Raw genomic sequence first — 16,056 nt, forward strand, 5'->3', positions numbered from 1 at the left:
GATTTTATTTGGCAAAAAGGCAAGGCGTTCCATGCTTTTCTTCAAATTGTTTGACCCATTTCTCATGTTCGGCAAGTTCTTCATCTGATGGAAGAATCACAGGCAATTCAATTTCAATTTTTACAGTGCCTGAACTGCCGCCTTGTTCTTCGGTATGTGACAGGGCATCCATATCAAAAGAGACTTGTCCACCGGTCATGGCCAGATAAACATCGGACAGAATTTCCGCATCGAGCAAGGCACCGTGGAAGGTACGGTCACGCTGTGGAATTTCATAACGACGCACGAGGGCATCCAGGGAGTTTTTCTGTCCCGGATGCTTGGATTTGGCCATTGCCAGGGTATCGGTCACTTCACAAACTTCAGAAAGCGCGACAAAGCCTGCCCGCTTGAACTCCATATCCAGGAAGTTCATATCGAAGGTCGCGTTATGCGCAATAATTTCGGCACCTTGCAGATAGTCAAACAGTACCTGTGAGATTTCTTCAAACAGCGGCTTGTCTTGCAGGAACTCGTCGGTGATACCGTGGACATTCACCGAATCGCCAACCGGTTTTTTCGGATTGATATAAATATGGATTGAGCTGCCGGTAAGTTTCCGGTTAATCATTTCGATCGCACCCACCTCAATGATCCGGTCACCATCCTGATAATAGAAACCGGTGGTTTCAGTATCCAGAATCAATTGACGGGGGCCATGCAGCTCTAAGGTCGGCGGTGTAATCACAATTTGCGGATGTAGTTCGGTTGAATCTGAAGTGACTGAAGCGGACTCATCGGTATTTTCAGTTGTTTCCAAATTTTCAGTCTGTTCCATTTCTTCTTCAGCCATTTCCATGCTCTCTTCGAGTTCTTCTTCACTATCGACAAGATCCAGCCCGAAAGGGTCGTCTAGAAGCCAGTCAGGTTCAGATTTTTTTTTATTTTCAGTGATTGCAGTCACTGATTTGGATTTTTTTAAGGTTTCATCTGCGCCCTGATTGGCCAGTTGATCGGCCATTTCATTGCCAGGATGTCCAGCATGGCCTTTTACCCAGTGCCATTCAATATCCCGACCTTGGCAGGTGGCATCCAGTTTTTGCCATAGATCCGGATTTTTAACGTCTTTCCAGTTTTTCTTTTTCCAGCCATGAATCCATTCGGTAATGCCTTGTTTGACATAATTGGAATCGGTATAAATGACCAGCTTGGCATCTTTCGGACAGAACTGGATGCCTTCAATCGCCGCGGTCAGCTCCATGCGGTTATTGGTGGTATGATCTTCGCCACCGCAAATTTTGTGTTCCTTCTGTTCGGTAATTATGTACGCACCCCAACCGCCTAAACCCGGGTTGCCGCGACAGGCGCCATCAACATATAGCGTGATAGTGTGAGACATAAATTAAAATCCGATCAAAAAAGAACTTGCTGAAGCGGATATTGTATAACGCAAATACGCTTGATGCGTCTAGATGCACCAGTTTTTTTAATTTCTTGTAACATTTAACGTGAAATCGGGGTAAATTAATGCCTTGTGTCCACGACATGCTTCACTACAATGGCATATCTAAAAAATAAATTTATATACGAATTGTTTGGATTTCTTTATGTATAAACCAACCGCAATTTTGTGGCAGCCCGCATTACCAGCATTTTTAAAATTTTCTGTACTTGGAACGGCACTCGCTTCCTTGGGACTGACGGGCTGTTCTTCTACACAAAGTGCGACCCAGAAAGCGTCAAGCAAGCAGGTTGGCTCACAATATCTAGATGCAAGCAGTTTGGATGGGCTGGAAGGTTTACTTTCTGCAACGGATATGCGTGCGGTTGAAGGTGATCGCTTACTGATTTTGAAGCATGGTGATATCTGGAAACGGATGACCGTGGGTTTCAAGATGGATCTGAATACCTGGAATCCGCGTATTGATGCACAGCGTGGCTGGTTTATCTCCCGTCAGCCGTATCTGGACCGCCTGAGTGCCCGTGCATCACGTTATCTCTATTATACGGTGAAAGAAGCAGAGCGTCGTGGCATGCCTACGGAACTGGCTTTATTACCGATTATTGAAAGTTCTTATGACCCGGCGGCGACCAGTAGTGCAGCAGCGGCAGGTTTATGGCAGTTTATTCCGAGTACCGGCCGTATTTATGGTTTGAAACAAACCTCACTTTACGATGGCCGTCGTGATGTGGTGGAATCGACCCGTGCGGCTTATGAATTCTTGGGTAGCTTATATAACCAGTTTGGTTCATGGGAATTGGCTTTGGCCTCTTATAATGCCGGTCCAGGCCGTATCCAGCAGGCGATTAACCGTAATAAGGCCGCAGGTTTACCTACCGATTACTGGTCCTTGAAACTGCCTCAGGAAACCATGAACTATGTGCCGCGTTTCCTGGCAGTTGCGCAGATTGTGAAAAATCCGGGTACTTATGGTGTGAGTTTGCCACCGATTGCCAACCGTCCTCACTTCCGTGAAGTGACTGTCGGTGCAGCCAATTTAAATGAGATTGCATCGATTACCGGTTTAAGTCGTGCTGAACTGTATCAGCTTAACCCGGGACATCGTGGTGACCGTATTGATCCGGAAAGTCCACGCCGTATTTTGATTCCGGCTGACTTAAGTCCATCGATAGATGAAAAACTGAAAAAATTGCAATCTAGCTCAAGCGGCTTATGGGCAGGTACTGTCAGTAACTCGCCTAAAACGACCACTACAGTAGCTCCAAAGCCAGCTGTAGCACCAGCATCAACCAGTACCACCATCGTACCTGCCAAGCAGACACCACCGGTGCTTGCCACTACGACTGCTAAGACTGCAACAGCGACCAAAGCTCCAACTACGACAACAACATCTAAACCAACTACGACTACACCAGCAGCAATTTCTACCACGACGACACCAAATTTAACTGCACAAACCACCAAACGGGTCAGCACACCACGTGGTTCCGAAGCACTTGCTGAATTTGCTGCAAAAAGTGAATTGCCTATTCCAAGCGCGCCACGTATTCCGGTTGCTGTGACGCCAGTTGCTTCGGTGAAGCCTATCCAGGTCGAGCCACCAATTACCGCAGCTGAACGTCAGCAAATCCAGAAAGTGGTGTCAGCAGAAGAAATTAATAAGACCGTGGATGAGCTTTTACAACCTGTGGCGACTGCAGCTGAACAGGCACAGGTCATTGAAGAGCTCAAAGCATTGGCACCTGCAGGTACAGAAATTGTTGACCCTTATGATGGCAAGATTAAACTGACTGCAATTCAGACCAGTCAGTCTATTGCCGAGCAGCAGGGCAAGGAGCTGACCAAAGGATTCTCATATCCGAAAGAAGTCGCTGTAAACACCAGTGCAGATTCAGTTGAAGCTCGACTCAATCAGGGCAAAAACTATGTCAAGACTGATTCAGAAGTCGTGGTTGTGGCACCGAAAGGTAAGCGCAGTACCTATAAGGTTTTACCGGGTGATAACCTGGCATTGATTGCAGCCAAAAATGGCGTGAACTGGCGTGATGTCGCGAAATGGAACCAGATTGATCCAAACTCTACATTATATGTGGGCACCACAATTTATCTCTATGATGCCAAGCCCGTGCAGGAAGCACCGAAAGCTAAAGAGAAACCGGAAAGCTATGTGGTTCAGGCCAATGATTCTTTGACCAGCGTTGCCAGCCAGTTCGGCCTGAGCGTTAAACAGTTGGCTGATTATAATGATCTGAGTACGACCAGCGGTTTATTTGTTGGGCAAAAGCTTTCCCTGAAAGAAAGTGCCAGCAAAGCGAAAGCTGAAGACAGTAAAAAAGCCGAAACTGCCAAAGTTCAGACCAAGTCCTATACCGTTAAACGTGGTGAGTATCTGAAATTGATTGCAGATCGCTACGCATTGTCGAATGCAGAACTTGCTGCACTAACTCCGGGTTTAACTGCGGGTAGCAGTTTGATGGTCGGACAGAAGATTAATGTTCCTCTTAATGAAGTTGAAGAACTGACTGCGAGCAGTAAGAAAACCGAAAAAGTCGAACAGAAGTTTGAGAACGTTAAGGTTGATCATACGCCAACAGAAAACTATCAGGTCAAACGTGGTGAAACCCTGTACAGCATTGCCAATCAAAGTAAATTGACGGTATCTGAACTGGCTGCGTTAAATGGCCTGTCTGCAAACAGCGGCTTACGCATTGGTCAAACCATCAAGATTCCAGCTGGTAGTCAGGTTCCTGACAGTTATACGGTTCAATCGGGTGATACACTGACCGGGATTGCAGCAAAATATAATCTGTCGATGGATCAAATTGCTAACCTGAACAATATTTCCCGTAGTGCCAATCTGCGTGTGGGTCAGCATCTAAAATTATCTGGCAGTCCTGAACCTGTGCAGGAAGTGGTCACCGAGACTCAGGAAAAGAATGTTAAATCAGATACTCACATCGTGAAATCTGGTGAAACCTTAAGCTCGATTGCCCGCCAATATCATCTGCAATTACGTTATCTGGCAGACTTGAATGGTTTGAATACCAATAGCAATGTGCGGATTGGACAGCGTTTAAAAATTAATGAAGATATTCAGATCGCCAAAAAAGAGCCGGTAGTGAAAGTCGCAACAAAATCTGCATCTTCTAAGGCGACAGAATCCTATACGGTAAAATCCGGGGAATCTCTGATTGCGATTGCCAATCGTGTAGGAGTACCCGTTACTGATCTGGCGAGCCTGAACAATCTTAGTCCACGTGCCGGTTTACGTGTGGGCCAAACGCTTCAGCTTCCAAAACTTGTCACTGAATACAAGGTGAAGCGTGGCGATACCTTGATCGGCCTGGCATCCCGTTATGGTATGGCAACCAATGAACTGGCAGAAATGAATGAACTGAAACCCAATACTCAATTGCGTATTGGTGATGTGATTAAGGTTCCAAACTAATTTCTGGATCGTGAAATTGTTTAATCCCGTCCATATCTTATGGATTCTTGCTGTCCCCTGGATCATCAGTTCCAGCGGGGCAGCAGTCATTACGACGCCTTATATTGCACTGCATAGTGTACCCAAATATGCACAGGCTAAATCTCTGCCTTATGCCAATCCGCAAGCGCCCAAAGGTGGTGTCCTGATTCAAGCAGCCGATGGCAGTTTTGATAATCTGAACAGTATGAATGGTAAGGGGAATGTCACTGAAGGGGTTAATTATATTTTTGACAGCCTCATGTCAAAATCCCTGGATGAACCCGGCGTCTATTATCCTTTGCTGGCGGAGAAAGTCAGTTTTGACCCAAAGCAGACCGCTTATATTATTTTCCATTTAAATCCTAAAGCCAGATTCAGTAATGGTCAGCCAGTGACGGCTAAGGATGTGAAATACAGTTTTGATCTGTACCAGACCCAGTCTAATTTCGGCTTGCAGATGTATCTGGCAGATATTAAAAAAACCGAAGTCCTGTCACCTTCAAAAGTTAAGATTAGTTTTAAATCTCGCCATAATCCGGAAATGGCGATGATTGTGACGCAAATGCCGATCTATTCTCAGCAGGAGTGGCAAAAGCGCAACTTCAAGGACATTAACCTGAAACCGATCTTGGGTTCTGGGCCTTATGTGATTGAACGCATTGATGCAGGACGTAGTATTTCCTATAAACGTAATCCTCATTACTGGGGCAAAGATCTGCTGGTCAATCGTGGGCGTTATAATTTTGATCGCATACAGTATCACTATTACCGTAGTCCGGAAATCAAGTTTGAGGCATTTAAATCTGGCCAGTTTACGCTGCATGAGGAAAAACAGGTCAACCGCTGGGTAAGTGATTATCGGTTTCCTGCGGTACAGCAAGGCCAAATCAAAACCTATCGTTTTCTCCATCACAATCCGATTCCAACCCAAAGCCTGATTTTTAATACGCGACGTCAGCCCTTTGCTGATATTCGCTTCCGGCAAGCTTTAACTCTGGCCTATGATTTTGAATGGCTAAATAAAGCCTTGTTTCATGGAGAATATCAGCGTCTGAACAGCTTTTTTAGTAATAGTGAACTGGCATCTACAAGCAAGCCGAGTGCTCAGGAGCTGGAAATATTACAGCCAAATTTATTAAAATTGCATCCGGTGCAACGTCAGGCGGTATTACAGGATTGGCATTATCCGCAATCAGATGCCTCCGGGTTTAACCGCAAAAATTTATTACAGGCGCGACAAATTTTATTGAATGCCGGTTACCGTTATCAGCAGGGGAAACTGGTGACTGCTCAAGGTCAACCTGTACAGATTGAATTTCTGTTGCATCAGGCTGAACAGCAGCGTCATCTGATGCCTTATCTACGGCATTTGAAACGTTTAGGAATTCAGGCTCACATTCGGATGGTGGAAACGGCTCAGTATTATGAGCGACTAAGAAATTATCAGTTTGATATGATTATGGATACCATGCCGCAATCGCTGACACCGGGGCAGGAACAGAAACAGTTTTGGGGCAGTGAGGCGGCACGTCAGCCTGGCAATTATAATTATGCCGGTATTCAAAATCCGGTGATTGATCGGGTAATTGATCAGGTGGTTCAGGCACAAAGCCGGGAGCAGCTGATTTATAGTACCCGAGCTTTAGATCGTTTATTGCGAGCCGGTTATTATCATATTCCGACCTATGGTACGGGTGAATACTGGTATGCTTACTGGAATATGTATCGGCAGCCCAAGATCAAGCCCAAGCTTTCTGCGGGTATTGATTACTGGTGGGTGGATACAGCTAAAGCCAGACAAGTGGCACCGTACTTAAAATATCGCTAGGTTTTCAGCTTTGGGGAGTGCCATGAGCACTTATATCGTCAAACGTTTGCTTCTTATGATTCCGACATTATTGATGGTTTTACTGATCAATTTTGTGGTGATTCAGCTTGCACCGGGTGGTCCAGTGGAACAGGCTATCTATCAGGCACAGCATGCAAATAATTTGGCGATCGGTGGCTTACAATATCAGGGACAGCAAGGCCTGACCCCTGAAATGCTGGAACAGATCAAGATTCAATATGGATTTGATCAGCCGGTTCATTTACGGTTCTGGGAAATGTTAAAAAGCTATGCTCAGTTTGATTTGGGCCAGAGCTTTTTTAAAGGCCAAGCTGTGACTGAACTGATCTGGGAAAAACTGCCAGTTTCACTGTCTCTAGGTTTCTGGAGTACCTTGCTCATTTATCTGGTTTCTATTCCTCTTGGCATCCAGAAAGCCAAAAAGCATGGCAGTCTGTTTGATCAAACGACGTCTTTGCTGCTGGCTGTGGGCTATGCCATTCCAGCCTTTATCTTTGCCATTTTGCTGATTGTATTTTTTGCAGGTGGTTCCTATCTGCAATGGTTTCCTTTACAAGGATTAAGCTCGGAAAATTTTGATGAATTATCTTTCTTTGGAAAAATTCAGGATTATTTCTGGCATATGGCTTTGCCGCTACTGGCTATGGTACTCGGTGGTTTTGCACGGCTGACTTATCTGGTGAAATTTTCCTTTATGGAAGAACTCAGTAAACACTATGTACTGGCAGCAAAAGCGAAGGGACTACAGGAAAGGGCAGTACTCTATCGGCATGTACTGCGCAATGCAGTGCTGGTGTTGATCGCTGGATTGCCAGAAGCTTTGCTCGGTATTTTATTTGTCGGGAACCTGTTTATTGAAATCATCTTTAATCTGGATGGTTTGGGCATGCTGGGATTTGAAGCGATTCTGCAGCGGGATTATCCGGTCATTTTTGGAACCTTGTTTATTTTTACCTTATTGGGCTTGGTGCTGCGTTTGATCAGTGATGTGCTGTATCGGGTGATTGATCCCCGGATCCATTTTGATTCACGAGGGTCAAAATAATGTCACCAATGCTACGCGCCAGTCTGCAACGTTTTAAAAATAATAAAACCGGATTTGCCTGCTTCATTGCCTTTATCATTATTTTTATCTTGTCACTTGGTGCTGAGCTGATCGCTAACGATAAGCCTTTACTGATCAAGTATGAGGATTCCTATTATTTGCCAGTAATAAAGTCATATCCTGAAACGACTTTTGGTGGTGTCTTTGAAACTGAAGCCGAGTATCAGGATCCTGCGGTACAGCAGCTGATTAATGCCAAAGGCTGGGCAATCTGGCCAGTGATCCGTTTTGCATATGACACACCCAATTTGACACTCGATATTCCAGTGCCTTCAGCACCAAGCCAACAAAATTGGCTGGGGACCGATGATCAGGGACGGGATGTGCTGGCACGGATTCTATATGGCTTGCGTATTTCCTTGCTGTTTGGCTTTGCACTGACTTTGCTGTCGGCAGGATTAGGTGTGCTGGTCGGTGCAGTTCAAGGCTATTATGGTGGCTGGATTGACCTGATCGGGCAACGTGCACTTGAGGTCTGGAGCAGCCTGCCGATGCTGTTTATGGTCATGATTCTGGTCAGTGTGTTTAGTCCGAATATTTACTGGCTATTTGTGATCATGCTATTTTTTGGCTGGACAACACTGGTGTCGATGGTGCGCGCTGAATTTTTACGGGCCAGAAATCTGGAATATGTCTGGGCAGCGAAAAGTATTGGTGCAGGGCATGGCCGGATCATGTTCAGGCATATTTTACCCAATGTGATGGGTTCCAGCCTGTCACAACTACCTTTTATGCTGACTGCCAATATTAGCGCACTAACTGCACTGGACTTTTTAGGTTATGGTTTGCCACCCGAAACCGCTTCTCTAGGTGAATTATTACTGCAGGGTAAAAATAATCTCAATGCGCCGTGGTTGGCTTTATCCGGGTTTCTGACTTTAGCCATTGTCTTGTCTTTACTCATCTATATCGGTGAAGCCATCCGGGATGCTTTCGATCCCAAAATTTAAAATGATTTTTTAAGACTGATTTAATATCTACAAATAAAATTTGTATCCATTTGACAATATGAATTGTCAATTATGGCAAGTTAGGTTATAACACATACAAAATAAGATAAACATTTCAGGAAAGTACATGACACAATTAGCCGATTCCATCCAGATCCGTAATACCCAGTTTAAAAACCGTATCATTAAAGGTGCCATGAGTGAGGCGTTGGCCAATGATGCAGGCCAACCCAATCAGGCCCATTTAAAGTTATATGAAGCTTGGGCCAAAGGTGGTTTAGGCTGTGCGATTACGGGTAATGTCATGGTGGATTTTCGTGCCAAGAATGAACCCGGTGTAGTGGTAGTAGAAACTGAACGTGACCTGGAAAAGTTAAAAGCTTGGGCGAATGTCGGCAAACGTCATGGCATGGTGCAACTGGTACAGTTGTCTCATCCTGGACGTCAGTGCCCGAAAGGCTTGAATAAAGAAACCGTAGCGCCTTCAGCTGTGCCTTTTAGTCCGGCACTGGCGATGAGTTTCGGTACGCCACGTGAACTGCGTGAAGATGAAATTTTAGATATTATCCAGCGCTTTGCGACTTCAGCTGCCATTTGCGAAAAGGCGGGATTTGAAGGCGTGCAGTTACATGGGGCGCATGGTTATCTAATTAGCCAGTTTTTATCGCCCCTGACCAATAAACGTCAAGACCAGTGGGGTGGCAGTATTGAAAACCGCAGCCGATTCTTGCTAGAGGCTTATAAGGCAGTGCGTGCAGCAACTTCAGAGAATTTTATCATTTCAGTGAAATTAAACTCGGCAGACTTTCAGCGCGGTGGCATTAGTGAAGAAGACGTTATTTATGTCTTTAAGGCGATGGATGCAGTCGGGATCGATATGATTGAAGTTTCTGGCGGAACCTATGAAGCACCTGCAATGGCCGGAGTAAAAGCAGAGAAACGTAAAGCATCAACGGTTGCCCGCGAAGCCTATTTCCTCGATTTTGCCGAAAAGATCCGTCAGGAAGTTAATTGTTATTTAATGGTGACGGGGGGCTTCCGTACCGCAGTGGGTATGAATGCAGCCCTTGACAGCGGCGCATGTGATTTTGTCGGTATTGCACGTCCATTTGCGGTCGAGCCTGATCTGGGTAACCGTCTGGTGGCTGGACAGGATGTACGTTATGCAGTTGAGAAAATTAAAACCGGTATTCCAATGATCGATAAAATGGCGATTATGGAAATCATCTGGTATGCCGCACAATTTAAAGAAATTGCCAAAGGTAATCGACCAAATCCAAAACTGTCGCCTTTAAAGGTATTTTTAAATTACGTAAAAGGTAATGTGAAAGCTGTGATTAAAGGTCAGATCAATTCACGTAAATCGGCTTAATTTGTATAATGCATTGAAGCAAAAACAGGGCATATAAAATGCCCTGTTTTTTTATGAATGACCTTTTTAAGAATAAGTCATGGCTTGAGTCTGAAAAGGGAAGAGCAACTGAGAAAGCTGACGTGTTGCCCACAAGCCCACTTCCTGATGATGCATATGCGGTGCCACGTAAGGAATCAATAAATCAATCTTTTGTTCGGCAGCAGCGCAGCGATTCAGACGGCTTTTCAGCTGATGGATCTGTTGCTGGTCAATACGGTTCAATACCGGTTCCATCTGGTTATGAACTTGAGATCTGCTACGTGATGACAGACGAGCGGCAAAAGTCTCACCTTGAATCCAGTCTTTAATAATCTGTTTTTCAGTCGCATTAAATACACCAAACATTTTGCCATCTGGATCATCAATCATTTTCCAGAACCGGCTTTGTTCTACAGGTGCATCTTTTACAATCCAGCCTTTTTCAATCATGACTTTCAAGAAGTCTGCAATCTGTGCCGGATCGGATAACCATTCATTAATGGTCTTGCCACTAAACTGGCATTTCTGGTTATGGATATATTGTCCAATCAGCGCTTTGTTCTGAAACACTTTCAAAGCCAGTTTTTCGGTATCCAGTTGCTTGATGATCTGGGTAGAACTTTTACCAATGTCATTCAGCACATAACCTTTTTTAATCAGGTCTAAATACTGAACAGGATCTTCAGCGAGTGCATACTGATCTAAATACGCTTGCAGCGATTTTTGTGCATGACCGTTGTGAGCATTATCAATAGTAATATGTACATTGAAATAATGTGGATCAAGACCGAGTTCAGATAATTCATAATTGGTAATTAACAGGTGTAAGGGCAGCTGCTCATAACCCAGATTGAAACCAATGACTAACGGCAGATATTCTGGCGGCGCATAGGCCAAAGCCAGCTGCACGGCTGCTTGTTCATAATAGCTGGCATCCAGTTGCTCAGCATAGCTGTTCAGCTCATAATGATTCAGCAAGTCCTGATACATGGTGACATGATTGGCACGGGTATGACCCATGCCTAGTTCTTCCAGATAGATATAAATCAGGTCTTTGGTTTCCGGACGATTCCAGTTTTGCACAGTTGAATACAGCCATGAGCCGTCTACCAGTTTTACAGGTGCGACTTTGGCCAGGAACTCAAATGCATGTGACACAGTCGGAAAGTATTCACGTCCTTGCTGCTGTCTACGCCGCTCTACATAAGACTGGAAGATTGCGCAGGTTTGGTGGTGCTGTTCAAGAAAATGTTGCTCTACATGTCTGGGTTGATTCAGCCATTCCAATCCAGCCACATCAACTTGCTGGATTAAATCTCTTAAATAGTTCTCAGCCTGTTCGGTCTTTACTGCCGTCGAAATCTGTTGATCTTGAAAGAAGTTGACCCAATCTTTAAAGTTATTAAATTGATGATTATAATTTTTAATAGATGATTCAGGCGAACTTAACTTTGTACTGACGAACATAATCTGATCCTTGCAGATATATTATGCTTTCTACCTTAACGGCATGCTTATACCACCGGTGTTGATTTTTTGTTCGGATTTATAGTGCGATTGCTGTAAATGAAAATGAATGGATAACGAGTTGAAGAGAAATGTAAAAGAATAAGATTTTTGAATGAATTATTTATAAACAAATAAAATTGCAATCGAGACAATTTGATCAAACGTTAAAAACAGGAATGAAGGAACAAGCAAAAAAACAAATAATAAAAAAGCCCAAGTCATCATGCTTGGGCTTTTTTATGAGAAGTTAATTAAATTAACCATCTCGAATATGGCGTCCCTACGGGGATTCGAACCCCGGTTACCGCCGTGAAAGGGCGATGTCCTAGGCCTCTAGACGATAGGGACAATGTAGAAGTGATATTTTAAACCAGAACTTTTGATCTAAAGTAATGGCGTCCCTACGGGGATTCGAACCCCGGTTACCGCCGTGAAAGGGCGATGTCCTAGGCCTCTAGACGATAGGGACTTAATAAAATATTACTTCTGAAATTGGCGTCCCTACGGGGATTCGAACCCCGGTTACCGCCGTGAAAGGGCGATGTCCTAGGCCTCTAGACGATAGGGACGTTTCAGAGGTGGGCGTATATTAGGGTGAAAACAGGGGGGTGTCAAACGCTTTTCCAGAGTTTTTTGGAAATTTTCTTTTGAGTGCATAAATTTAAAACAATATTAGCAGAATACTTGAAAAATGCAGGATTTAGGCCGGATTTTTAAGCAATTCCAGAATGGCTTCAACAACCTGAGGATGCAGTAAATAGCCAGTAATATCATGTGGACGGTGAATATGCGTACGAATGCCATGATTGATGATTTCAGGTTCAAACTTGAATGGCGGTTCGGTAAGCGGAATGGCGGTGAGATAATCATCCGTTGAGTAGAAATTGATCCAGTCGCCTTTAATTGCCTTAGGTCGTACCACCGGCTGTGCCAAGCTGGATTGAATCACCTGAAAGGCTAATGGCGAACCTAAAGTAATAAAACGCTGTACATTCAGTTCAGGGTGCTGGATGAGATGATTATAGGCAATCACACTTCCTAAAGAATGGGCAATGACAATGCAGGGTTTGCGACCACTCAGTTGTCGGGCAATCCGTTCATGCACTTTCCTCATGAAATCAGGGTTATCGAGATAAAGATAAGTTTCAATCAGAAATTTCTGCAATAGAGTGCGATGCAGAGTGGGAAAATAATTGAGTAATAAGGCAAAATCCCGAAGCGCCACATTCCTGCCGAGGGCGGTAAAATAATTGAATTTCTGTCTGAAATCCATGGTATCACTTGGGCTGGGTTGGGCGAAATCGGTAATTGTGGGCCTACGCCAACCAGGACGTGGAACAGGGGCGGGAAGCTGAGGTTGAGTAGGCTTGCGAAAAGGAAAGCTAGGCCATTCCTGGGGCATCAGGGTGCCAGCTTCTAGAATATTACGGACGTTATAACGTGAAAGCAGATCGCCATAAAATGGAATACGAATGTGACGTTTTAAATAACTAAATCTGGCATCTTGTTGATGTTTACGCATCCCTTTTTGAAGTATATGTAGCCAGCGCTGCCGGATGGAGGCAGCGCTATGATGTTGCTGATTCATTCCATGAATAAAAATAACTTTCATCGACACCCCACTGAGTTCGATAGAATTATATTTACAGTATAGAAAATATTAACGTAGCAAAAGCAGCGCTTTTTGTGGTGTTAATGTGTAAATTATCTTTGATAAAACAATAATTAACAGACATATGTATATTTATAAAAGAGTCATAAATAAACCACAAAATGAGTAGGTATGAATAAAGAATTTTACTCAGCAGAAAAATAGTACAAAGGAAATATTAAAATTAAATCTGTAAATTAAGATGCTTTTTAGAGCATTTCCAGCAGGGCTTTGATGACTTCTGGATGCTGGACATAGCCATCAATATCATGCGGATGATAAATCGAAGTACGAATCTCCTGATTAATAATCGCTGGCTGAAACTGAAAAGGCGGTTCTGATAATGGAAAGGCAGTTAAAAAGTCATCACTGCAATAAAAATTAATCCAGTCACCTTTAATAGCTTTTGGCCGATGAACAGGCTGGGGCAAATGTTCCTGAATGACCCGGAAAGCCATTGGTGATCCCATGCTGATAAAACGCTGTACATTCAGTTCCGGGTGCAAAAGCAGATAATGATAGGCAATCACACTTCCTAAAGAATGAGCCATTAGGATACAGGGTTTATCGCCATGCAGTTGCTGGCCAATTCGCTGATGCACCTGCTGCATGAATGTGGAATTTGCCAGATAAGAATAGGTTTCAATCAGAAATTTTTTGATCAGCGTATCATGCAGGCGAGGGAAATGATTCAGTAAGATCACAAAATCCCGTAATAGAGTATTCCGGCTTAATGTACTAATAAACTGCAGCTTCTGGTTAAAGGTCATGGCATCCTCAACCTTTAGCTCGGGAATTTCACAAATTTCAGGTGAATATTGATTGAGATGGGGTGGTGGCTGGGATTTAATTGGATACTGGAAAGGAAAGCGAGGCCAGTCTTGCGGCATTAAGGTGCTGGCATTTAGCACATTATGTAAATGATGACGTGACAGTAAGTCGCCATAAAAAGGGATACGGATATGCCGTTTGAGGTAGGCAAAACGTGTTTGTTGATGCGACTGTTCCAGACCATGTTTTAGCAAACTCAGCCAACGTTGACGCAGGGACGCAGAGCTAAATTTCTGCTTATTCATGCCATGAATATAAATAATTTTCATCGACACACCACGCTGGCTGCCTAGAACATTTTCAGTATAAATAAAAAAGAGCAGCCGAAGCTGCTCTTTTAGTCATTTTAATGTTTAAGCATTTTTGTGATAGAACTTGTAGTAGCTGGCATAGCACAGTGCAATAAATACCAGACAGCCAAAGAAACTGATACGCATGCTCGGATCAAACACCATACTGATACAGGTAATCAGACAGAACAGAAAACCCAGAATCGGTACGATCGGGAATAATGGCGCAGCAAAATCAAGATCCTTCGCTGTTTTACCCTGTTTGTACCATTCACGGCGGAAGTTGAACATGCTGAGACAGATGCTCATCCAGACCACTACCATGGTAAATGCTGCAATACCTAGCAAGTTCGTGAAGATAGTTTCCGGTGCGAACTGTTCAGACAGCAAACCAGGCATACCGCCAATCATGGTGACAATGACTGCAATATAAGGTACACCACGCGCATTTAGGCGTGAAAATACCGCTGGTAACTGTTTACTGTAAGACAATGACCACATCATACGGGATGCAGCAAATAGACCTGAGTTAGCAGCAGATAGCAATGCTGTGATAATCACAAAGCGGATAATATCTTCGGCATAAGGAATACCGATATGCTGGAATACTGTCACGAATGGGCTGCTACTGACACCTTCAGCTGCCAGACCTGCTTCCTGATGCGGAAGAAGGGAAGTCACCACAATAATCGTACCTACAAAGAAAATCAGTAAGCGGAAAATTGCAGTATTAATCGCTTTTGGTACATTTTTGGCAGGATCTTTGGTTTCACCCGCAGCCACACCAATCAGTTCTGTGCCAGAGAATGCAAAGTTTACAATCAGCATGGTGGTGAAGATTGGGAACAGACCTTCTGGGAACCAGCCTTGAGCTGTCAGGTTACTGAATAGCGGAGCAGTTTCCTGTCCTTGGTAGCTTACTACACCAAAAATAGCGAGTAGGCCAAGCAGGATAAAGGTCACGACAGTAACGACTTTCACCAGTGCTAGCCAGAACTCGGACTCTGCAAACCAGCGGGTAGAAATCATATTCAGTGCGAATACGAAAGCACCAAAAATCAGTGTCCACATCCACATAGAGCTATTCGGGAACCATTCCTGCATTAATAAAGCTGCAGCGGTAAATTCAGTTCCCAAGGTCACTGACCAGGTCAGCCAGTATAGCCAGGTAATGGTGTAGCCAGTCCCTGGTCCAATATAGCGTTTGGCATAGGCGCCAAATGAGCCAGATTCGGGCATATGAACGGCAAGTTCACCCAGACATAGCATAACCATGTAAGCGATGATCCCGCCAAGGAGATAAGCAAGAATGGCACCTACAGGCCCCGTTTGTGCAATGACTTCACCCGAACCTAGAAATAGGCCTGTTCCGATTGCGCCACCAAGCGAAATCATGACCAGATGTCGAGTACTCATAGCGCGTTTTAAAGGCGCAGAATTGCCCTGATGCGTAGCATCATTCGGAGATGAGTGCATAGGAGTCAAAAAATAAAAGAATGAAGCGGGTTATTGTAGTGAAAAACTACAAATCTGCAACGTATTAATATGGATTATGTATAAGACTTGAT

At 44.2% G+C, this 16,056-nt stretch carries 10 protein-coding genes and 3 tRNA genes; 5 read left to right on the plus strand and 8 right to left on the minus strand.

The window, feature by feature from the left end; translation table 11 throughout:
- Positions 1 to 4: 4 nt before the first annotated feature.
- On the minus strand, positions 5 to 1,378 hold the full coding sequence (gene dnaQ, locus FTV14_RS01720; RefSeq protein WP_180010790.1) for a DNA polymerase III subunit epsilon: 1,374 nt from the start codon (positions 1,376 to 1,378) through the stop codon (positions 5 to 7).
- A 208-nt stretch (positions 1,379 to 1,586) separates the two neighbouring features.
- On the opposite strand from dnaQ, the gene FTV14_RS01725 reads away from it, so the two are divergent.
- The 5 genes from FTV14_RS01725 (at position 1,587) to FTV14_RS01745 (ending at position 10,186) form a co-directional block, all read left to right on the plus strand.
- Positions 1,587 to 4,889: a LysM peptidoglycan-binding domain-containing protein gene (locus tag FTV14_RS01725; protein ID WP_180053182.1), complete on the plus strand. Its 3,303-nt coding sequence runs from the start codon at positions 1,587 to 1,589 to the stop codon at positions 4,887 to 4,889.
- Positions 4,890 to 4,905: 16 nt separating this feature from the next.
- Positions 4,906 to 6,738, plus strand: a complete 1,833-nt coding sequence (locus tag FTV14_RS01730) for an extracellular solute-binding protein (protein WP_180053183.1) — start codon at positions 4,906 to 4,908, stop codon at positions 6,736 to 6,738.
- A gap of 22 nt (positions 6,739 to 6,760) precedes the next feature.
- On the plus strand, positions 6,761 to 7,804 hold the full coding sequence (locus tag FTV14_RS01735; RefSeq protein ID WP_180048103.1) for an ABC transporter permease subunit: 1,044 nt from the start codon (positions 6,761 to 6,763) through the stop codon (positions 7,802 to 7,804).
- On the plus strand, positions 7,804 to 8,814 hold the full coding sequence (locus FTV14_RS01740) for an ABC transporter permease (protein WP_180053184.1): 1,011 nt from the start codon (positions 7,804 to 7,806) through the stop codon (positions 8,812 to 8,814). The genes FTV14_RS01735 and FTV14_RS01740 overlap by 1 nt, the downstream gene beginning before the upstream one ends.
- A 127-nt stretch (positions 8,815 to 8,941) precedes the next feature.
- Positions 8,942 to 10,186: an NADH:flavin oxidoreductase/NADH oxidase family protein gene (locus tag FTV14_RS01745; RefSeq protein ID WP_180053185.1), complete on the plus strand. Its 1,245-nt coding sequence runs from the start codon at positions 8,942 to 8,944 to the stop codon at positions 10,184 to 10,186.
- A 66-nt stretch (positions 10,187 to 10,252) separates the two neighbouring features.
- Here the strand turns inward: FTV14_RS01745 and FTV14_RS01750 are convergent, their stop codons facing one another.
- From FTV14_RS01750 to FTV14_RS01780, 7 genes are all read right to left on the minus strand, one after another.
- Positions 10,253 to 11,674: an iron-containing redox enzyme family protein gene (locus tag FTV14_RS01750; RefSeq protein WP_180053186.1), complete on the minus strand. Its 1,422-nt coding sequence runs from the start codon at positions 11,672 to 11,674 to the stop codon at positions 10,253 to 10,255.
- Between the two features lie 314 nt (positions 11,675 to 11,988).
- Positions 11,989 to 12,064, minus strand: a tRNA-Glu gene (locus FTV14_RS01755).
- 45 nt (positions 12,065 to 12,109) lie between these two features.
- Positions 12,110 to 12,185: transfer RNA gene (locus FTV14_RS01760), tRNA-Glu, on the minus strand.
- A gap of 24 nt (positions 12,186 to 12,209) precedes the next feature.
- A tRNA-Glu gene (locus FTV14_RS01765) sits at positions 12,210 to 12,285 on the minus strand.
- Positions 12,286 to 12,416: 131 nt separating this feature from the next.
- Positions 12,417 to 13,328, minus strand: coding sequence for an alpha/beta hydrolase (locus tag FTV14_RS01770; protein WP_180053187.1), 912 nt, complete (start codon positions 13,326 to 13,328; stop codon positions 12,417 to 12,419).
- 248 nt (positions 13,329 to 13,576) lie between these two features.
- Positions 13,577 to 14,467: an alpha/beta fold hydrolase gene (locus FTV14_RS01775; RefSeq protein ID WP_180053188.1), complete on the minus strand. Its 891-nt coding sequence runs from the start codon at positions 14,465 to 14,467 to the stop codon at positions 13,577 to 13,579.
- An 84-nt stretch (positions 14,468 to 14,551) separates the two neighbouring features.
- Positions 14,552 to 15,964, minus strand: coding sequence for an amino acid permease (locus tag FTV14_RS01780; RefSeq protein WP_180053189.1), 1,413 nt, complete (start codon positions 15,962 to 15,964; stop codon positions 14,552 to 14,554).
- Positions 15,965 to 16,056 lie beyond the last annotated feature (92 nt).

It is taken from the genome of Acinetobacter sp. YH12236 (genome assembly GCF_013417645.1).
Lineage (GTDB): Bacteria > Pseudomonadota > Gammaproteobacteria > Pseudomonadales > Moraxellaceae > Acinetobacter.